Origin of the sequence: Bacteroides sp. (genome assembly GCF_028690125.1) — a bacterium.
Taxonomy (GTDB): Bacteria; Bacteroidota; Bacteroidia; order Bacteroidales; family Bacteroidaceae; genus Bacteroides.
In genome coordinates, this window is sequence record NZ_JAQVBV010000005.1 from 185,513 (window position 1) to 207,060 (window position 21,548).

The window sequence follows — 21,548 nt, forward strand, 5'->3', positions numbered from 1 at the left end:
TTAGATTGATATCAAACGAATTTTTTCTTTATAGCATCTTAAATAATTACTAAAAGTCCTTTCATTAAATGTAAATCGTTGAATATTTGAATCAATATGAAACATCTGTTCTCGTGATTGTAATGAACAATATCTTTTATGATAAAATGGTAATAATTGAAGTTCATCCAGCATACCGACAATCTTTCCAGTCACCGGATCAGTATAATCGAGTAAATAGTTTTTTCCATTTAGAACTGTTTGAAGTACAATTGAATGAAATCGCATACCCACACACAATAATGAATGATAATAAATATTCATCGTTTCTTCTAAACTCAATGGGTCATGCTGAACAAGTATTTGTTCATTTCCCATTTGTTTCTGTATTTTATCCAATATAATCCGGTCATCTCCACCAATTGTAAATGTATGCATTGGAATTAGTTTAATTGGTACTGATGTCTTTTCAACAAGTTCACTTAACAGCAATTTAAACTGCTTTTCATATACAAGAGAGTCTCCTTTATATTGATCTAGTGCAATATCTCTAAAATTAACTGAAACAAAAGCCTCTTGTCTAAGTACATCTATATTTTTTTGAAGATAATAATCCGCTGCCAGAAAAGCAGGGTCAATTAAATAAGTAGTCTTACTATCTTCTTTACTTAAATAAAGTCTACATTCCTTTTCTGATTGCGAATCTCGAAATATATTCAAATCAGACATTTGAATAATTTTATTTACACAAGATATATATTCTTTTTGATGTAAAGGTCCCCAACCACATCCCAATAAGGCACATTTAACACAATACTTCTGAGCTATCTGGAAAGCATATTCTAACATATATAGAAGTGGCATATCCATCAATGGGCCACCCCCAACAATCAACAAATCAGATGAATATATTTCTTTTTTCAGGATGCGATGATTCAAAGAAGGAAAAACTGACATTGATGAGAGATGTTGTCTTGAGCAACTTTTAAAAAAGTGACCATCTTCAAGCAAAGTTCTCTCTGATAGTACAGGAAAAAGAGATCCTAACTTAATTTCAAAATCATCATACAGTTCTCCAAATATACGTATCAATCCTGCTAAGATAGCACGATCTCCAATTGTTTCTGTTCCGTACCAACCAATAACAGTAATAGTCACCATTTTGATAAAAATTTATATTTATTTCCCCACGACCAACGATAGTTCAATATTTCACACATAAACAACACAACTCCTTTTAGATTTGGTAAATCAACATAATGAATGCAAGTGTTACAATATTGCGATGTCTGACGTTGCATTTCATCAAAACTGCCCTGTTTATATAGCTCCGCAGGAGTCTTTTTCTGCAAATTTTCAATTCGATCACTAGCAGTAGCACACAAAAAGATATCTAAATTTTCATCTATTGTCACATCCCTATTTAGATAGGAACATTGACTTAGTCTGCCATACCCTTTCTTTTTCAAAAAATAATAATTTGCAAAATACCGAAACTTAATTCTCGCCTGCTTCGAAAAAGAGGTCTTTAAAAATTTCCCATAAAAAAATTCTGTAGCCAACAAATTACTACGTTCATCCTCCAATACATAATAATCATAACGGTCAAACGTATAAATACGTTTATTGGGCACAGCCAGATGATAAGTAATAGTAAATGGATAACCACTGAAAAAAGAATCCGTTTGTTGTACATAAGGTATATTATATCTGGATAAAGTACAACCAATATCCATTACATCACAGTAACATTTGGAATTTTGTGCCAGCTCGTCCATCAACTTCTTTGTCCGTTCAAAACAATTTTTAATTCCACGCACTTCATCATGAACACTCCCTACCCCATCAACAGAAAGAGTTAATCCGAGTTTTACATTATGTTTCACCGTTATCTGCTTTATTTTTTCCAACAACGACAACAAACGGTCTGGTAAAAGACCATTTGAAATGATATGTATATAGTCTAATTTCTTTAATACCAAAAGAGCATTAATAATTTCTTCTGGGTGTTTGATTAATGTCAATTCTCCACCATTAATTCCAACACTTCGTACTTCTGAAAAATAGTCATCTTGTAAGACTTTTCTTAAAGTATCGGGATCAATATCACTTTTTTCCTTAATTTCCCAGATATTACATGTTTTACAACGTGAATTACAGCGTGAAGTCACAGGCATTTGAATCACTACCGGCTTTCGGCGAATATGAAACAGACGACAAAGAGTGTCAATTAAAAGACTTTTTATAAGATATAACATTTCGAATAATTTGTATAATAGAAGGCAAATCACGAACTATCCCCAAGGTTTGTAAACCAATAAAACAACCAATGCTTAAAATCAGTTTTAAAAATAAATTCAAAACAACACTTTGTATATCAACAAAATAAGTATAAACCCACAAAATTACAGCTATAATAAGCGCTACTATAAAAGGACGTAATAAAGAATAAAAGAAATGGGACAACGAACTCTTCAATACTAATTGAATTAAAATTTTATGATACACATAAAATGATACATAAAATGCACTTACCAAATATATAGCTAACCTTTCCAGATCTTTACTATATAATCCTGCAATAATAGCAATAACGGTCACAATGAAAGCTATCCCCCCTGCAACAAAGAGTTTTCGCATTTCATTTGTAGCCTGAAACACAGCCCCAACGGCAGATTGAATCAACTGAATACCAATACTTAATGAAAATATTTTAAATACTGGCACTGATTGCATCCATTGTGAACCAAAAAGAATAAATATAATTTCAGTTGAACAAAAATAAAAAACGACAGATAACGTAAAACCTATATAAGCGAAAAAAAGCATCAGTCTTATATATTTTTGATATACAAAAGCCAAATCATTCTGATATTCACACAATAAAGGATGTAAAACCGGCGTAATAACGTTGGATATATTTTCAAGTGGAAGCATCATCAAACGATATGATTTCTCATAATATCCTAATAAACTTATGCTCATAAATTTTCCTATCAACAGCTTATCAAGATTTCGATAAGTAAAATTCATTAAATTAAAAACCACTTGATAGGCAGAATAAGGAAGAATACGTTTAACGGGCTTCCAATCAATTTTAAAACGAAACGACAGATTATAACATCGATAACTAATAATAAAGAGCAGTAATGTTCCTATTATCGGATTAATGAGTAATGCGTAAATCCCAAAACCGGATATAGCAGCAATTACAGAAAAAATGCCCAACAAAAGCTGAACAATGATTGTTCTAATAGCAATAAACCGGAAGCGCTTCTGCTTAAACAGCAAAGCATTTGGAACAATATTAACTATTGAAAAAACAACATTCAAAGAAAGAAAAGCGCAAATATTAAACAATCGTTTATCTGCAAATATTTGAGCAATCAAGGGTGACAAAAACAAGAAAAAGATTCCTGATATAAGGCTTAAATATAGAGTAAATGAAAAAATATGATTCAAATCATTCTTATCTAACTCCTGATTCTGTATAATAGCCGGACTCATTCCCGAGCCTGTCAGTAAAGTTATCATTCCTATAAAGACTGTAGCTATGGCTACAGTACCGAAATCTGAAGGGGTTAAGATTCGGGATAGTACGGCTGTTACTAATATGGAGATTCCAATACTCAAATACTTAGCAACAGCCGTATAAAAAGTTCCAGAGAAAAGTTCAGTTGAAAAACGTTCGTTCATTACTTCATAATTCGTTCCAGTTCAGCCACACTTCCAACAAAATCCGTATATTGAGGTAATTGTAATTGCCTTGCATCAATCTTACGAAAATCATTTTTGGACAAATCACTTAAAAATAGCAAAGATGCCTTGCCGGCAGCCCAACCTAATTGCATTATATCTTTATTAAGCCGAAACGAAGCGGCAGCAATATGAGTAAACCCGGCTCCTCTGGAAGCGACCAAAACATTAGTAAAACATTTAGGCACTAGGCATCCATAAGGTACTCCATAAGGTTTCATGCGACTGTTGATAGATTGCGCATCTATATTAGAACCTGCATCACCATGTATATCCACAGAATGATTACCAACCGCAATTGGAGTATCAAGATTTGATTTTCCCGCTAGCCGTTGAGATGAGATTTGCTCATAAAAATGATTTTCATTCAGCATTCGTTCACAAGATGTCCGATAAGTTTCCCGAATTCCCAACATAGAAGCCGCGCCTATGAATCGCTTTTCTCTTAAATGAAAAAATTGGCAGCGCAGATTATCTCCTTCTTTAATAGTTGCCCAATGTAAATGAACTCGCCGCAACAATTCATCATATGTCTGTTTTTTATCTTTCATAACATCTAGACCAGTCATGCCTAAATATGATATAGTATTAACATATACATATTTACAATTATCTTCGTAGAGCAATGCGTCATTGATAAAAGCCGATACTGGCAATGTTTCGTCGGCGCCTTTAGCGACTCGATACATCAATGTTGGATAATTTAATGCTCTTTCATTATTTTCCAAATTCTTATTACTTTCTTCAATAAAGCCATATTCTGTAAAATACTTATCACGAGCATCTAACCCAATATATCGCTTTCCACCACAATCGCCAATTAAAACAGAATCCGCAGAACAATCAATAAACACATCAGCCTCCAGCACCTCAGTCTTATTAGTCAATAAATCAACAACTTGAATAGATTGTACTTGTCCCTCTCGAAATGAAACAACTTTCTGAAATAAAGTATTATTTCGTATCTGAATACCTCCTTGTTTGAGATCTGCCCGATAAAGTTCAGCTTGTTTTTCAGGTACAAAACAAATATTTACTTCTTTGCCCGATTTCTGATATTTAGAATGAAGTAGCGACATATCGTAACAAATGGATTCATTAGGTTGAAAATCATGATAGTCTGCATTAATATATTTAGCGATATTACTCTGTAACATTCTACTAATTATTGGCTTCAAGAATGGAGGAGCTGGTGTAGAAGCATGTACATTTACCCATCCATTAATATGCGTTCCACCAATTTCCGGGTTACAATCAATCATTAAAACACTAAGACCCGAATGAATAAGAGCATAAGCTGAACCAATTCCTCCAGCACCTGCACCGATAATAACTACATTATATTTTGACATATGATTGTTATTTAAAATTATACAATATATAACCAAGAATCCCTTCAATCTTTTTACCCCAACGATATAATTTTGAAATCATCCGAAAACTCATCTGAGAAAAAAGTCCAAGAGATGTAATGTTCAACTTCGACAAATCATATGTAAAAGATGGTAATAAATCTCGTCTTATTTCATTATAATAATCAAGAGCAGCATAATCTGCATATCTACGTAAAAACAAGAATCTTAACCGAAAATATTTCAACAAATAAGCAACAACAGAATAACGACTATCAATACATTTTATAATTACATCAATATTCAATGAAACATTTTGTCCAATTCGCCTGGCCCCTAATACTTTACAATACAATAACACTTTATACTGCATGGCCATGCGAAGCATAAACATCGTATCAGCACTCGGATACACAGATGGATTGAATCCTCCTTGATCTAAAACTACTTTTCTCAGAAAGATACATCCGGTCGGACTACCAAAATAATTTCCCAAGAAAATATAGTCACGAGGTCGAAGCGGAATTATTGATAAAATCGGAAGTTTTGAACGATAATTTCTTTTTTTAAACGGCATTCCATCATCTAACCAATTCTCCATTTCAGGTTTAAGTACAGCTATGTCACAACTATTATTTTGATGTAAAAAAGCCATTGCTTCCAACAAGAAATTGTCAAACAAGAAGTCGTCATCATGCAAAAGTACAACCCATTTAGAATGGGCTAGTTCAAAACAACGATTCCAATTTCCATATAATCCCAAGTTCTCTCGATTTTTGTAATAACAGATATGACTATATTGTTTATATTCAGTAGTCATCAGTTTCTCAGTCTCACAATTACGCTGCGGATCATTATCGACGACTATGACTCCAAATTTCTCTGTTGGGTAATTCTGTTGTAAAGCACTATCTATCGCTTCACGTATCATATTGCCTCTTCGAAAAGTAGGTATAACAATCGTTACTTCTAAATCGTATTCTAAATGACCAAAAATCAAGTTAGAATCGACAGAATGCTGTTGCGCAAAACAATCATTATACTCAAATCCTTTTATAACATTCATAATCCCTCAATCTTTCTAATTACCAATTAGGCAATGTCCATACCACTTTTTAAACTTTGATCACTCCAAAAATAATCCCATTCACCAAATCGTCCTATAGTTTCTATTCCTATAGAAAATAAATAATCACGAATCACTTTTCTTGAATTATATATATTATGATCAAATACCACGTTGGCATACTTTTCAAATCGAATATCAACAAAAAGGATATCCATTTCTTCAATTATATTTAATTCAACAAGTCTGGTTACCGTTTTATTAAATAGTTCTTCATATGTATATGCGTCTTGCTTGACATAAACTTCTAATTGCAAAGAAGAACAGCCTTCCGGTACATTGTAAGGTGATTTTAAAGAAGGAGAATAAACACGAGAAGCAAGAATATCTTCGTCATAAACATACCACCACAAATAGGGAGGTATGTTTTTTGTTTTCAGTGCTATGGAAATTAAATAGCCTGAAGTATACCTTAACTGTTCACCTGCACTAATAACGTCATCAGGCAAGTCCTTTAGCATACTCAAGATTTCAGGTAAAGGCAAGCTACTAATTAATCTGTCATAGTAATAAACATCTCCCTTTTGAGTCCGAACAGATCTGCCTATTGGAGAAATTTCTACAATTTCCGAATTATACTTTATGTCCAATCCTTCTGTCAAAACTCTCAAAAAAGCTTTGTATCCTCCCTTTTGGGGATAACACATTTCCTGAGCATAATATGTTACAGGAGTATCGGCTGTTTCACATCCTCTAATAACCTCTTCAATTGAAGGCTGATATAATCTGTTACCAATCCATTTCGTTTCTAGCTCCCGAGCCTGACACATCCAATATTTCTGAGTATAAATCATAGGAAAATGTTCAGCAAAATAATCTCCATACTGAGCTCGTAACCATTCTTCATAATTCTGGATCTGGTTTATATCAGACACGATTGGCCGCTTTCTAAAATCAGTTATTATCTGTTGCTTTTCATATGAAGACAACGGATATAAATTGTTCTGAGCCGGATGTTTAATCCATTTCTTGTTATAAATATTATAAGGATTGGGGGTATGTCTTATAATATTGGGAGCAGAAAGTTGAAAGAGACGTTTAACCTCACCATCATTAGTAAAAGAGAAATGAACAAAATGATCAAAATAAAAACCTTTTATTTCAAAGTTATCACATAATCCTCCATATGTAGGATTCTTTTCCAATAAAATGGGATCACAACCATTCTTACGAAATGAATAGCCAGCACCAAGTCCTGATATGCCAGCGCCTAATATAATTATTTTACTCATTTACACAGCATTGAGATAAAACTCCATAATTTACAATTTATCTTCCAATCTATATGTAGATTCCCAACCTATATGAATCAATCTGCCGATAGGGGCAACTGCATACATCACATCACTTTCCCGATAAGGTAATGCTCCCCATGCTATATTGCATTTTCTTTTATATTTATTCTCTACAATTTTGGCAAGATCACGGATAGATGTACCCTTACCAGTACCCAAATGATAATCAATAAAAGGCTGTTCCATAATTAAAGGCATATGATTCATTACGTAATTAATAAAAGATACAACATCGTCAATATGTATAAAATCTAATACCTGTTCACCACCTGACATTTTCACAGGTTCCTGACTATCTAAAGACTCTTTTATATAATCCATTACTTTTTTTTGAGAATCTGCTTCACCATAAATTGTGTATGGAATGATATTTATGTATCTATAATTACTTGATTCAGAATAATATTTCAGAAGTTGTCGAAAGGCAGTTTTAGTCGCTGAATAAAGATAAGCGCTAGAAACATCCATAGGACCCAATCTGTATTCAGTGCAAGTACCAAAATTGATAAAGAGCCGTAGATTTGTACATTTTTTCAAACTGTTTAGTAATAATGTGCCAAACAAAATATTCGTATCTACTAATGTTTTCAGCGTTTCAGGATCATCTTTACTGGAAAGATATGAAGCCAAATGAATAACACAATCTGGAGCATAACTCTCTATTTCATCTAAATTATCTGTTGAAATATAAGTTATATTATTATGTCCAAATAGTTCTATAGCTTTCTCCCTATTCCGAACTACAAATATTAAATGGTTATTTTCTTTTTGTAACTCAGGAATTAAATGACGACCAACAAAACCAGTCGCACCTGTTACCAAAATATTCATCAGTAAATCTCCTTATAATTATGCACAAGTATGGATAAAATATAAGAGAATATGAATTTCACATCTTTCATTTATACAAATATTCTTTTATTTGTTCAATACAAACATTATAAATAGATTCTTCCTTGTATCGTTTATACCAATCAACTGTTAGTTTCACTGTTTGATCAATATTCATCCGTGGCTCCCACCCTAACTGATATTTTGCTTTAGAAATATCCAGCATTAACAGTTTAGCTTCATGCAATGCATTAGTATCGGAAAGATCTCTTAGGTCTCCTTTCCCATAATTGGCTATTACTTTTTCAGCTACATCCCAAACCGTAGAAATAGATTCTGTTCGTGGACCAAAATTCCAACCTTCACTATATCTTGTTGGTTCCACCCACATTTTCTGCGCAAGAAGCATATAACCACTTAAAGGTTCGAGTACGTGCTGCCAAGGACGGATAGCTTTTGGACTACGAATATCTATTGTTTTATCTGATTCCAGGGCTTTTATACAATCGGGTATAATACGGTCCAATGCCCAGTCACCACCACCAATAACATTACCGGCTCTTACACTAGCGATGGATTTCCCATTTTTCTCATACCATTCCGGATTAAAAAAAGAACGCCTCCAAGAAGCGATGGCGATTTCGGTGGCTCCTTTACTACTGGAGTAAGGATCATAACCACCCATCGGTTCATTCTCCCGATACCCCCAAAGTTGTTCTTTATTCTCATAACATTTATCCGTAGTGATCATCACACCAACCTTTACACTTTCTGTAAAACGAATTGCCTCTAAGATATGAATAGTACCCATCACATTCGTTTCATAAGTTTCAACCGGAATGTCATAGCTCAATCGAACTAAAGGTTGGGCGGCAAGGTGAAAGACAATCTCCGGTTGATATTCCTGAAATATAGCTTTCATTCGTTCACGGTCACGAATATCTGCACGGATATCTGACTTTATTTTTTCACCAATACCGGATAGGATGTAGTTATCTCTTTGTGTAAACGGATCTTGGGAAACACCTATAACTTCGGCACCTAATTCATGCAACCAAATCGTAAGCCAGCTACCTTTAAAGCCTGTATGACCGGTTACTAATACACGTTTACCCCGATAAAAGTTATTAAAAATATCTATATCCATATTTACCAAACTTTCCAGGGAGCAATCCCTTTATCCCACATCTCATTCAGTTCTACATTATCTCTCAAAGTATCCATCGGTTTCCAGAATCCGGTATGACGGATAGCATGCATTTTACCATCCTTTGCAATATTCTCCAAAGGTTGCCGTTCAAAAATGGTAGAATCGCCATCTTGGATATAATCAAAAATTTCAGGTTCACAGACAAAATAACCGGCATTAATCCAATTACGGTCTCCATCAGGTTTCTCCTGAAAGGAAAGTACTTTATTAGTATCTAAGTCTATTTGTAAAGCTCCAAATTTGCCACCAGGCTTGTAAGCGGTCAAAGAGAGTAAACAGCCGGATGATTCATGAGAATGAATAGTCTCAGAAATATTCAGATCAGTTACTCCGTCACCATATGTCAATAGGAAATGTTCATTACCAATATATTTCTGTATGCGTTTAATTCGCCCGCCGGTCATGGTATTTAAACCAGTATCTACCATCGTAACTTTCCAATTCTCGGAGTGATTATCGAGAATGGTAGTAGTATTATTCGACAGATCGACTGTCATATCACTGTTATGACGAAAGTAATTGGCAAAATATTCTTTAATAATATATTGTTTATAACCGCAACAGATGACAAACTCATTGATGCCATAATGGCTATAAGTTTTCATGATATGCCAAAGGATAGGTTTACCTCCTATCTCAACCATTGGTTTGGGAATAAGATTAGTAGCTTCGCTCAAACGGGTACCAAAACCACCAGCTAATATAACTGCTTTCATTTTGTACAAAATTCTTGGATGGTAGTTATCATATGATCAAGCATCTCGACAGTCATACCCGGATAAACTCCGATCCAAAGGGTATTATTCATTATAAAGTCAGTTCCTTTCAATTCACCAATAACACGATAACCCTCGCCCGTGGAACGCATCTCATCGAAAGCTGGATGTTTCAAAAGATTGCCGGCAAAGAGATTACGGGTTTGAATTTTCTTATTTTCCAAATATTGAGAAAGCTCATTACGTGTAAAACCGGCATCTTCTTTCACTGAGATTAAGAAACCAAACCAACTTGGATTGGAATTCTTCTGAGGTTCAGGTAAAATGATTCCTTCAGTTCTTGCTAGCCCTTTTTTCAAATACGCAAAGTTTGATCTGCGAGACTCAACTATAAAATCTAACTTTTCTAGTTGGGCACAGCCTATTGCAGCTTGCATATCAGTAACTTTCAAATTATATCCGAAATGGGAATAGACATACTTATGATCGTAACCCAAAGGTAGTTCACCAAATTGCTTGCTGAAACGAAATTTACAGGTGTTATCTACACCACCCATACACCAGCAGTCACGTCCCCAATCACGAAAAGAATTAATAAGTTTATGTAATAATGGATCGTCAGTATAGACTGCACCGCCTTCGCCCATTGTCATGTGATGGGGGGGATAGAAACTGCTGGTACCAATATGTCCGATTGTTCCGGTCTTCTTTTCCACTCCATCTATTATATATGTTGAACCCAAAGCGTCACAATTATCTTCAACCAGCCAAAGATGGTGGTCATCACAAAAGGTCCTGACAGCTTGTAAATCAAAAGGATTACCTAATGAATGTGCAATCATAACAGCTTTAGTCTTAGATGACAAGGCTGCCTCAAGTTGAGTTACATCAATATTATATTCAGGTATAGTTACGTCTACGAAAACCGGAATAGCACCATATTGAATACAAGGAGTAACTGTAGTTGGAAAACCACAAGCTACTGTAATTACTTCATCACCACGTTTTATTCTTCTTTCTCCCAATTGAGGAGAAGTTAAAGCCATGAAAGCTAAAAGATTGGCAGAAGAACCGGAATTAGTCAGAGAACAGTATTTCACCCCTAACCATCCGGCAAAATGTGTTTCAAATTTACGAGCCCAAGGACCAGCAGTTAGCCAAAAATCAAGAGAGGAATCTACCAGATTGACTAATTCATGATCGTTGTAATAGCGACCTCCATAATTAACAAAACTTTTACCCGGTTCAAAATTCTTCTTTTGTGCATGTACCTCCTGATAATATTCTTTTGTTAATTCAAGTATTTGTTGTTTTAGTTTTTCTTTTTTTGACATATCATTTTCTTTTTATTTCATATTTTAAACTTGCCCAGACTTTTCGTCCTATCAACAGCCACCCCATTGTGCATATAACAGACAGGACAGAAAACAGTAAGATATAAATTTTCATCCCTACTCCTGAAGGTTGCAGAGGAATAACAGCCGGTTCTACTACAGCAAATACCGGCTTTTCTTCCTGTACTTTCGCTCGACCAACTTGTAGCTGATTAGCTACTTGACTATATACCTGATAGGCCAAACTCATATCACTCTGTAAGCGTTCTTGTTCAGCACGAACACTTTGCAAAATCAAATTATCATGTGCATCCACATAATTTGCATATTTCTTTTGAGCTGTATAATATTCCTGTTGTCGTTCCTTAAATAACTTTTCCAGATAAGCACAGTCCTCTTTTGCCTTAGATATACGATAAGCGATAATACATTCTTGTAACTTATTAACAATAGAGTCTGCGACGATCGCAGCAACTTTGGGATTCTGCAAAGTAATGGTAACATTTGTTATTGCCGTCTTATTGTCCACTTTTACAGCTATGCTTTTACGAAGAATCTCTATTTTAGTACTTTGCTCTTTAGTTAGTTCAATAGTACCTTGTTCTTCTCCTTTGGAATTCTTTATATCCTCATCAGTGAAAATAGATTTTATACCATTAGTAATCAGATTGGGAAGACCTATCACATAGCTCCACCAAGGAACTGATTGTTCATCCAAATAAGTATTTAAATCCATTGACGTATTAACGTTCATTGTTGGAATATTTATAGCCAATAGTTTAAGCAAAAATGGAGTAGAAGAGACAATATCAGACGAGAGGAAAGCATTTAACGCATCAGTAGCATCGCCTCCGGAAGTAGGACTTCCTAAAAAAGAAGCATCCAATCCGGCAAGACCGTTATTCCCCTTATTTCTACCCATTTCCGGAGAGAGCATGACATTGACTGTATATAGTTTGGGAATACTCAAAGCAATAATAACACCAATCAACAATCCAACTCCTGCAGCCTTATATAATGTCTTACGAATGAAAATAATCTTACGGAGGATTTCCATCAAATCAATTTCGAACTCGTCATGTTGTTTTTTCCTAGATTCCGTAAGTGAAGTTTTATCCAACTGTTGTTCTGGCATAACAATATTATTTCTTTATTAGATTAGCAACAGAAGCAATCATCAAACCAAGTGTGCTGAATGAAGTAGCATACGCTAAAATATTACTGACATTATTACGCTTCTTAGATTTACTTGGCACTATGATCTCACAACCGGGCTCTATCTGTTTCCTACCATTCCCCTTTACTCTCGTTACTTGACCATTCATATAAATAATGAACTTCTTACTCTTCTTCGCATTGTCAGAATAACCACCGGACTGATTCAGATAGTAATCAATGTCTTTTCCTTCTAAATATGATACTGTATTTGGAACCATAACAGCACCATCAATAGCTACCGTATTTGTATTCTTAGGAATAGAGATCACGTCTCCTTCGCGCAAAACCATATTAGCACTACTTGTAGGATTACGAAGAGCTTTCTCCAAATCAATACCTACAGTAAAAGTATTTTCAACCTCAATGCCTAAAGAATCTATCATAGCTTCTCCCAACTGACGACGCATCAAACGAATCACATCTTCCATACGTTTTTTCTCACTCGAATTGGCGACACGGGTTAATTTAGCACCACGTAGATATGCATAATTTGTGGTTCCTCCGGCTTTGTTTACTAAATCGGAAAGACGCTCTTCTTTATTCGTCAGGGCATAAGTGCCGCCAAAAAGGATTTCTCCTCTAACATAAACATTCTGTTGAGCCTGATATCCCGGACTACGACGCACATAGACTTCATCATAAGATTGAAGAATAAAGCCCGGCTGACCATCTATGATAAAGCCATCCTTTAAAGAGAAAGAAAACATTTGACCGATGGTGTCATTATCAATTGTACTATGAGAATTCTTGATTCGTCTTGTTACATCAACACGGACAGTAGAAGCCGCTTCACGTAAACCACCTGCCTGAATTATCAAGTCTTCCAAAGTCATGTTATCAGCGTAAGGATAGGAATCAGGTTTTGCAACTTCGCCATGAACTGTGATATAACCTCTGTCTGCCAAATCATGAATGCTGGGAATATAAAGGATATCGTTTTTCATCAAAGCAATATTGGGAGCAGTACCATTCATGATAGGTTTGATATCAATTGGAAGAACCTCTGTTGTTAAGTCTTCGCGCTGCCGATAAAGAACAGAGCGATTCAGGAAAGCGTCTCCGGTCAAACCTTGGGCTTCATTGACTAATTCACGGACTGTATTAAGTTTACCACTTAATTCATAGATTCCCGGGCGATATACGGCACCACGAATTTCTAATTTATTAGTAAAACGATTTAGAATAGCTTCGGCGGTTACAACATCACCGTTGCGCATCTGGTAGATGCTATAATCTATATCTTTCACTGTATTCACTTCATATTCCTCTCCGTTCTGGCGAACGACACGTAAAGAACGGGTATATGCATCTGAATCAAAACCAGCGGCATACTTTATCAAGGTAGAAAGTGATTCGTCTTTTTTCATTTCAAAACGCATAGGTCGTTTTACCTTACCACTAATCTTTACCAGGACTTCATAGGAAGGAACAATAACAACATCTCCCTCCTGTAAACGAATGTCATCCTGAGCATTGCCTTTCATGATAAACTCATAAACATCGATAGTAGCAAGTTTTTTTCCGTTTCTTACTAATTGGACATTACGCAAACTACCGATATCACTCACACCACCGGCACGATAAAGAGCGTGGAAGACTGTAGAGAAAGAAGAAAGGGCATAAGTGCCAGGCTGAATGACATCACCCATCACATTGATCTGAATAGTACGGATATTGCCTAAAGTCAAACGAATATCTGAACTAGGTTCAGTGGCATTATTTAAACCATTATAGATCTTATTAAGAGACTTTTTGAGATAATCATTTGCTTCGGAAACAGTCATTCCACTCAAATAAACCGGACCGATCTTTTGAATATTAATAGCACCATCAGGAGATATTCGCTGACGGATAGTATTCTGGCTGGCTCCCCAAATATCAATGATTAATTCATCACCGGGGCCCAAACGATAATTAGCCGGAGTAGCAAGATTCACACTGGGCTCGAAAGTAAGATTCTTAGTATTAAAAATATTTCTGCCGAATACTTGATCTTCACGAGCTAAATCCTGGGTAGTAGGCTGATCTTCTAACATGTCAGAAGTATTTTCCTTCATCTCTTCACGCAAACGGGATTCATTAACATCTGTGCCTGTAGAATTCGAAGTGTTTACATTATTCTGACGTTCATACAATTCCTTTACGCGCGTAGCCTGTTCTTTAGTCACACCTTTACGGGCTAATTCAGCAGCCATTTCTTTTTGTTCTTTGCCTTGTTTGATGCCTTCTTTTACGTATTCTAATACTTGTTGATCACTCATGACTTGAGCCATTAGTGAAGTAGTACTTCCCAACAGCAAAACAAATAGAACTACATTAAATAGTTTTTGTACTTTCATCTATTATTCAGAAATTATCAATAGTTTTAAACGATCCTGTCAATTCTTGGCAAACGGTGAGTAACCGTTCTTTTAAGGGAGAAGCAGAGAGAGTTTGGAGGATGCTACGGGAACGAACAAGGATATTATGTTTCTTTGATTCGTCTTCCAGACTGGCATACATAGAGACACTGTATCCCAACAATAGAGCTAAACACAAAACAGCATCCTGTTCTAATGTAATACCTCGACGAGGATATAATTCATTGATTTGATGGTAGATCGTATGATTCAATTCAGAAAAGTCATCGCTATACACATCGCTCATATCACTCCCAACAGGTAGCAATCGATGAACAGAACTTAATAGATTCTCTATTTTTATTTGTAAAACGGCAGTATCCATCCTTTAAACAACACGAGCTTTGATCGATTCTACATATCCGATAGGCATATCGACACAGGCACAGCCAAGCATATTCAGCCGAACGGCTATTTTACTCTTACCATCCATGGTGACAAGCTCACCGATAAGCCCTGACAAGGGACCTTTAATCACGCGGACTTCTTCGCCACGGGACAAAGGAGTACTGTTCATATGAACTGACTCTTCTGAATAATCGAGCATAAAGCGGAAACGTGCCATTTGATCATCAGGAATTACGGTCGGACTACTTTCACCACGCATAACCATATAACGACTAACTGTTGAAAGAGTCAAAACTTCCATACGCTCTTTAGGTGTGGCATAAACGAAAACCATCATTGGAAGAAGAACTGATTCAACCTTTTTACGACGGTCACTCCACTGATGTACTTCTTGTTGAACAGGAATAAAACTGTCAATCCCCATTTTACCTAAACGCTCGGCGACTTTCTTCTCGTGGTGCATACGAACCAACGCAACGTACCAGCGTTTAGGGTGTGCTACGCCTTCCCCTGTCCCATAAATAGGCCCAGCAATTAATGTTTTCTTTTCTAGTGAAATCATGTTTTTTTACCCCATATTTATCTGTTACTTCTTAGGTAACGGATATGAATTCGACGCAAAGATAGACAAAATAGTAAATATATAGCAAATAAAAATCTATTTTTTTTCTTATTCTCTTTCATATAGGGCAAAAATATATTCGGACATGAAATAATCTTATATTCATGTTCAAATCTTATATACCTTGTTTTCAAAAGAATACTCTCCTTCGCTAAAGATGAATACACTTCTATTGCTGTATTTGTCGAGGTTTTTTCCTTTTTTCATTTAGTCCGTTGTAGACTTTGTATTTCCTGTTACCTAAGAAGTAACGCACGTACAATACTATTATATATCAGATAATTAAGTTTATTCACTTAGTCACAAAACAATTTTTAACGTAAACTAAATTCATTCTATTCACTTCTGTACGTTCTTTCAATTCAAAGCCTTTCAAATAGATTTGTGTTGTTTTGATAGAGGTATGGCCCAATGATTCACTAATCATTTCAATAGGAACGCCACGATATTTAGCAGTAGTAGCCCATGAATGACGAAGTGTATAAGAAGTAACGGGAGACTTCAAATGTAACGCCTTTGCCAAGCCTTTCAAACGATTATTAAAATTTCGAAGAGCAGATTGATATTCCCGGTATAAACGTTCATCTTTTCTTTTCTTATCCCCACGAAGAATGTAAAACAAATAATCCGGACAACCCGGCTGTGGTGCCATTCGGTTACGTAGATTATAGATCATTTCTTTAGCAGTATCCAGGACTTCCACACACATAGGAGTCTTAGTTTTAATACGATTATAGTGAAGTATATTTTGTTCTAAAGCTGATTTCTCCAAATGAGCAAAATCGGCAAAAGACATTCCACAAAACTGAAACATAAGAGCGGCAATTGTTTGGGTATGACGTAAACGCTCCGACTGAAGATTTGTATATAAAAGCTTGTGCAACTCGGCAACAGGCAATGCTTTTTTCTGCCGAATATCCACTCCGGTATAAACTTCCCGAAACAGGCGGGGAATATAAGGTGCATTTCCCTGTTCTACCCCCCGATTGTAAATACTACGAAGCATACGCATATAAGTAGAGACCGTATTGAGTTTCAAACCACGTTCATAAAGGTACTGCCCATAACCTCGCAAACGTTCCCGATTTACCCAACTAAAAGACACAACAGAAGTTCCACAAAAAATAGCAAAAGACTTGAGCGCATTCTCATAGATATGCGCTGTAGCATAACGTCCTTCTTTTCTTAAGCACTCAATATAATTAAGTGCACATGCAGTAAATCCATCTTTTTTCATAATTCATTTCTTGTATTAAAGTTTAATTCTAGCAAAATAATACATGAAACAGAACAGATTTACACTTTGAATGATTTAAATTTTTCCCATCTTATGAAAATCTTAACTACTTATCACTAAAAAGTAATAGTAGAGGTACTTCCCCATTGTATAGATGTTTGATCTTTCGTATTCCACAGGCATTCACGGGCTGTCAGCAAACGTTTGTCTAAATCCATAGTCACTACTATAAAAGACAATTTCCGTTCATCATCTGACGAATATTCTCCTTTCATGGGAGAATCAACGCGGAAAACAGGCAAAGATATCGTACTGTTCACACCATGCCAAGTATAAAACTCATTATAGTTCTTATCACCGTGAAAATAAGCTTTAATCATGGGACGGGAATAAATAAACTGTTCCAGCTTCTCCCAATTCTTTTTTGCTTCTTTCTTCACATCAGTAACCAGACACGTATCCACCAGAAGATTTTGGAATTTATCTACGGAGTTAATAGTGTGTTTGCCGTTAGGGTTCGTAAAATGTTTGGTTTCGGCAATGGGAGGATCATGAGTGAACAAAATGACCGGTGTAACGGAATCTGTCCCAATTTCCTGATCGAACCATTGACGTATCCGTGCATCAGGCCACATTCCCATAAAGGCAAAACGTACACCATCCTGAACAAACGAATAATGTACTTTATCCGTTTGGTAATTAAATGTTTCGGCTGTACGTGATACTGTCGGCTTCATCATCCGGTTAAAAATTCCTGCTGCACTTGCAGCATCTTTTTCGGGAGACAGAGGTTTTGGATAGCCGATAGCATTGGATATATCATGATTACCCGGTACAAGATACAAAGGTACACTGATAGATGAATCCCAATCATTACAGAATTGCGTCCATGAAGTAGTAGCAGACTGAACTCCGTCTTCCATGCGATTGGCAATGTCACCAGTGCATACAACAAAATCAGGGGAACCAAATTTCAACCCGGCTCCTACTCCATTATCCTCAGGCAATGGAGTTTCCGGTAACAACTTGAAGGTTTCCAACATAGCACGGCTAACTTCATCACTGCCCGCTTCCTTACCACGAAATTCGCGTTCAAGACCGTAATGAACGTCTGAGCAATATATAAAACGAAGGATTCTTCCTTCGTCTGCACCCACGCTAGTGCAGCTCAAAAGAAGAATACCTACAAATAAAAGAAGTATTATTTTTCTCATCCTATCTATTTTACCATATAATTTCTTCACCCAATTCTGAAGTACTATTATTGTTTATGCCTTGGGTTGATTTCATCATATACCATTTTCCTGTACCGTCAGTTTTACGAGCGTATGCCATACCTGCATTTTCGCCATTGTATTTAGGACTTTTATCTCCCCAAATTTCAGTACCGTCTTCTTTAAGATTCTTAAATACATCTAAAGTTGTTTCTCCATCCGGTGACAATAGCTCTATTTTCACTGTTTTCTTGGCAGAAAATCCGCTAGTAAACCCTGTTGTATAATCTGGCTGATCGGAAAGAAGAACCAAGAATGCATGAGAACCGATCTTTGTACCTTCCGGTGCTACATACACAATTTCTCCATCATCCTTTTTTATCTGTACTCCTGTGATATCTAATTCTGTATCTGAAAAATTATAGATTTCGATATATTTAGGATCATTTCCGTTCAATTCATTCAGTACCAATCCTGTATAAACGTTATCAGAAGGTTCTTCAGGTTGATCGGTTGTCCCATTTGCCAAACCTTTCGTAGCTTGTAAAGCAATAGCCCATCCTCCTGTTATATTGGGAATACGTGAATAGCTACCTCCCAATTCATGACCTATACCTTCACCCACTTCAGCATCTCGATTAAATTCATCTATTTTATCTCCGGAAGGTGCTTGCAAAGTAATAGTGACAGCCTTACTATTCGAAATGCCTTGAGTAAAATCTACATCTTTAACTTTAACCAAGTAAGTTTTACTTGTAATAATAGATCCTTCAGCAAACGTACAAAGTGTCTCAGTCTTACCTTTTTCATCTGTCTTGATCAACTTAATCCCATTCAGATTGATTGGATTATTTGAGTTATTATAAATTTCTATCCAATCACTTTCATCGGTATCTCCTCCGCAAATTTCATTCAAAATTAGTCCGGCATAATCAATATCGGAAGGAACTTCCGGTTCATCATCCGAATTAGCAATTCCTTTCGTTGCTTTTGCCACAATTGCCCAATCACCTGTGCCATCAGGAATACGCGCATAACTTCCTCCTATCTCATGACTACCATTTTCGCCAAACTCACCATCTTTATTAAATTTATCAATCTCTTTACTCGAAGGGGCCTGTAATGTAATAGTAACAGATTTGCTATTCGAAATACCAGCAGAAAGATCATCTTTACCTCTGACCTGGTAAGTCTTACCAGCAATAGTAGTTCCTTTGGTAAACGTATAAATCGTTTCTGAGACTCCACTTTCATCTGTTTTTACAAGTTGAACTCCTTCCAAATTAATTGTATTACCGGAAGTATTATAAATTTCAATCCAGTCATCTTTACTATCAGCATCTCCTCCACAAACTTCATTCAATACAAGCCCGGTATAATCAGCATCAAAAAAGGTCGGAGTATCGGGTTCCGTATCATCTTTACAACCTGTAAAAACTAAAGCGCAAAGTACGCTCATCAGAAAAATCTTTTTCATAATTTTATTTTATTATTGTCTCTGTTTAGAATGAGATCATTGTACGCAATTGAAATACATTAAAGTCAATTCCTGAAGTCATAGCTTCACTCAGTGGTTTGCCTCCTTTGGTTATTTGTCCTTTTGAATCGGCATATTTATCATTGTTCATGTAGGTATAGTTAAGCCCGATCAATACGTTACGTACGGGATACCAATTGAGCGAAGCAGAATAACTAGTGGCTTTACCTCCTGTTATGTATGCCGCAGGATCATGAAAGTCATTCATATTTATATTACTTATGCGAGCAGCAATCTCCAGGTTACCTCCTTTACGACGCATCTTCATCGGACCAAATTCCGCCTCATCCGGAGAATATTGACGGTTCTCTCCCAAGATCATATAAGAAGCTGTGGCATACCATCCGTTAAACTCTGCATTTTTAAGACCTATTTTCTGATTATTTGTACCGTATGCATAACGGGAGATATTGTTGTAGATATATTCTCCATAAGTCAGAAATTTACGATAGCGAAATCCAAGTTCAAGTCCTGTAGTATAATAGTGGTTTACATTTGAGACTTCTGCCTGTACAAAACGCCGGCGGTCCACTCTGCTTTCGGGAAAGGTACGGAATTCCACTGTTTTGTCTTCCAAACCAGATCCGGAAGGAGTTTGGTAGTTGAAATACCCTCCCACATGAATAGTCATATCATCATTGTAAACAGGTGATATAGCAACGCGAGTGGCTAAGGCATAGCCATCATTTCCTCTGTTACGTTCTTTTTGAATAATATCTACTTCGCGACCGAAGACTCCGGCAGAAGCCCACCAATGTTTACCCCAGCCTGTTCCGGCTATACCCAGACGACGACCGTCAGTAAAAGCTTCTACAGGCATAGGTCTTTCGGATGCTATGAGGTATTTGGAACTGGTGGTACGCTCCATACTCATCGGAACCTTAAAGTTACCTGCCTTCACAAAGAAATGGTCATTGAATTTATAACCTAAATACATATCCTTAATTTCGACTTCATTATAAGCAAAATCGAGATCTAACTCCGCAAACCATTTATTATATAATGTAGCTTTTACTCCGAAGCGTGCCCGGCGAATACTTACACCATTGCTAAAACGAAATTGGTTATCGTCACTTTCTAGATCTTTATTTGTTTTAGAAGTCAGATCGGATATGTCCGACGTGGGAGAATAAATTGCGGCATCCAAATAGATACGATTATCAAACCATAGATGAAAATTTTCATTCTTAGAAGAAAAATGAAGTTTCCCCTTTTCAAAATAAGCTTTCACAGGAACTTTACCTGTTTCCTCTTCCACGCTGGAAGAAGTATTCTGTGCACATAAGGAACTAACGATTAATAACCCGGACAACAGAATCATGTTTCTTTTTCTCATACTAAAATATTTCTATCATTTTACGAATGCAAAATAAT

18 protein-coding genes are annotated in these 21,548 nt (G+C 36.1%); all 18 read right to left on the reverse strand.

Annotated elements, in window-relative coordinates; all coding sequences use genetic code 11:
* Complete coding sequence (locus PHO71_RS05260) at positions 1 to 1,140, reverse strand: polysaccharide pyruvyl transferase family protein (protein WP_300199949.1); 1,140 nt, start codon at positions 1,138 to 1,140, stop codon at positions 1 to 3.
* Positions 1,134 to 2,237 carry a radical SAM protein gene (locus PHO71_RS05265; protein WP_300199952.1) on the reverse strand — a complete coding sequence of 368 codons (1,104 nt, stop codon included), beginning with the start codon at positions 2,235 to 2,237 and terminating at the stop codon, positions 1,134 to 1,136. The genes PHO71_RS05260 and PHO71_RS05265 overlap by 7 nt, the downstream gene beginning before the upstream one ends.
* On the reverse strand, positions 2,206 to 3,675 hold the full coding sequence (locus tag PHO71_RS05270; protein WP_300199955.1) for a lipopolysaccharide biosynthesis protein: 1,470 nt from the start codon (positions 3,673 to 3,675) through the stop codon (positions 2,206 to 2,208). Before PHO71_RS05270 ends, PHO71_RS05265 begins: the two co-directional genes overlap by 32 nt.
* A complete protein-coding gene (locus PHO71_RS05275) occupies positions 3,675 to 5,087 on the reverse strand; it encodes an FAD-dependent oxidoreductase (protein ID WP_300199958.1) in 1,413 nt (470 codons plus the stop codon). The genes PHO71_RS05270 and PHO71_RS05275 overlap by 1 nt, the downstream gene beginning before the upstream one ends.
* A 7-nt stretch (positions 5,088 to 5,094) precedes the next feature.
* Positions 5,095 to 6,153 carry a glycosyltransferase family 2 protein gene (locus PHO71_RS05280; RefSeq protein WP_300199961.1) on the reverse strand — a complete coding sequence of 353 codons (1,059 nt, stop codon included), beginning with the start codon at positions 6,151 to 6,153 and terminating at the stop codon, positions 5,095 to 5,097.
* A gap of 26 nt (positions 6,154 to 6,179) precedes the next feature.
* Positions 6,180 to 7,445, reverse strand: a complete 1,266-nt coding sequence (locus tag PHO71_RS05285) for an NAD(P)-binding protein (RefSeq protein ID WP_300199964.1) — start codon at positions 7,443 to 7,445, stop codon at positions 6,180 to 6,182.
* Between the two features lie 30 nt (positions 7,446 to 7,475).
* The gene (locus tag PHO71_RS05290; protein ID WP_300199967.1) at positions 7,476 to 8,339 is read right to left on the reverse strand and encodes an NAD(P)-dependent oxidoreductase; all 864 of its coding nucleotides are present in this window, start codon (positions 8,337 to 8,339) and stop codon (positions 7,476 to 7,478) included.
* Positions 8,340 to 8,406: 67 nt separating this feature from the next.
* On the reverse strand, positions 8,407 to 9,486 hold the full coding sequence (gene rfbG, locus PHO71_RS05295) for a CDP-glucose 4,6-dehydratase (RefSeq protein ID WP_300199969.1): 1,080 nt from the start codon (positions 9,484 to 9,486) through the stop codon (positions 8,407 to 8,409).
* Positions 9,487 to 9,488: 2 nt separating this feature from the next.
* Positions 9,489 to 10,265, reverse strand: coding sequence for a glucose-1-phosphate cytidylyltransferase (rfbF, locus tag PHO71_RS05300; RefSeq protein WP_300199972.1), 777 nt, complete (start codon positions 10,263 to 10,265; stop codon positions 9,489 to 9,491).
* Positions 10,262 to 11,599, reverse strand: coding sequence for a lipopolysaccharide biosynthesis protein RfbH (gene rfbH / locus PHO71_RS05305; RefSeq protein ID WP_300199975.1), 1,338 nt, complete (start codon positions 11,597 to 11,599; stop codon positions 10,262 to 10,264). The genes rfbF and rfbH overlap by 4 nt, the downstream gene beginning before the upstream one ends.
* Before the next feature lies 1 nt (position 11,600).
* Complete coding sequence (locus PHO71_RS05310) at positions 11,601 to 12,734, reverse strand: chain-length determining protein (RefSeq protein WP_300199978.1); 1,134 nt, start codon at positions 12,732 to 12,734, stop codon at positions 11,601 to 11,603.
* Between the two features lie 7 nt (positions 12,735 to 12,741).
* Positions 12,742 to 15,156 carry an SLBB domain-containing protein gene (locus PHO71_RS05315; RefSeq protein ID WP_300199980.1) on the reverse strand — a complete coding sequence of 805 codons (2,415 nt, stop codon included), beginning with the start codon at positions 15,154 to 15,156 and terminating at the stop codon, positions 12,742 to 12,744.
* Positions 15,157 to 15,163: 7 nt separating this feature from the next.
* On the reverse strand, positions 15,164 to 15,541 hold the full coding sequence (locus PHO71_RS05320) for a UpxZ family transcription anti-terminator antagonist (RefSeq protein ID WP_300199983.1): 378 nt from the start codon (positions 15,539 to 15,541) through the stop codon (positions 15,164 to 15,166).
* Positions 15,542 to 15,544: 3 nt separating this feature from the next.
* Positions 15,545 to 16,126, reverse strand: a complete 582-nt coding sequence (locus tag PHO71_RS05325) for a UpxY family transcription antiterminator (RefSeq protein ID WP_300199986.1) — start codon at positions 16,124 to 16,126, stop codon at positions 15,545 to 15,547.
* A 352-nt stretch (positions 16,127 to 16,478) separates the two neighbouring features.
* Positions 16,479 to 17,426 (reverse strand): tyrosine-type DNA invertase cluster 3b, encoded by a 948-nt coding sequence (locus tag PHO71_RS05330; RefSeq protein WP_300200045.1) that lies wholly within the window; start codon positions 17,424 to 17,426, stop codon positions 16,479 to 16,481.
* A 113-nt stretch (positions 17,427 to 17,539) separates the two neighbouring features.
* Positions 17,540 to 18,637: a metallophosphoesterase gene (locus tag PHO71_RS05335; protein WP_300199989.1), complete on the reverse strand. Its 1,098-nt coding sequence runs from the start codon at positions 18,635 to 18,637 to the stop codon at positions 17,540 to 17,542.
* Between the two features lie 10 nt (positions 18,638 to 18,647).
* The gene (locus PHO71_RS05340) at positions 18,648 to 20,114 is read right to left on the reverse strand and encodes a lamin tail domain-containing protein (RefSeq protein ID WP_300199992.1); all 1,467 of its coding nucleotides are present in this window, start codon (positions 20,112 to 20,114) and stop codon (positions 18,648 to 18,650) included.
* A gap of 25 nt (positions 20,115 to 20,139) precedes the next feature.
* Entirely contained in the window at positions 20,140 to 21,510 is a 1,371-nt protein-coding gene (locus PHO71_RS05345; protein WP_300199996.1) for a porin, read from the reverse strand.
* Positions 21,511 to 21,548 lie beyond the last annotated feature (38 nt).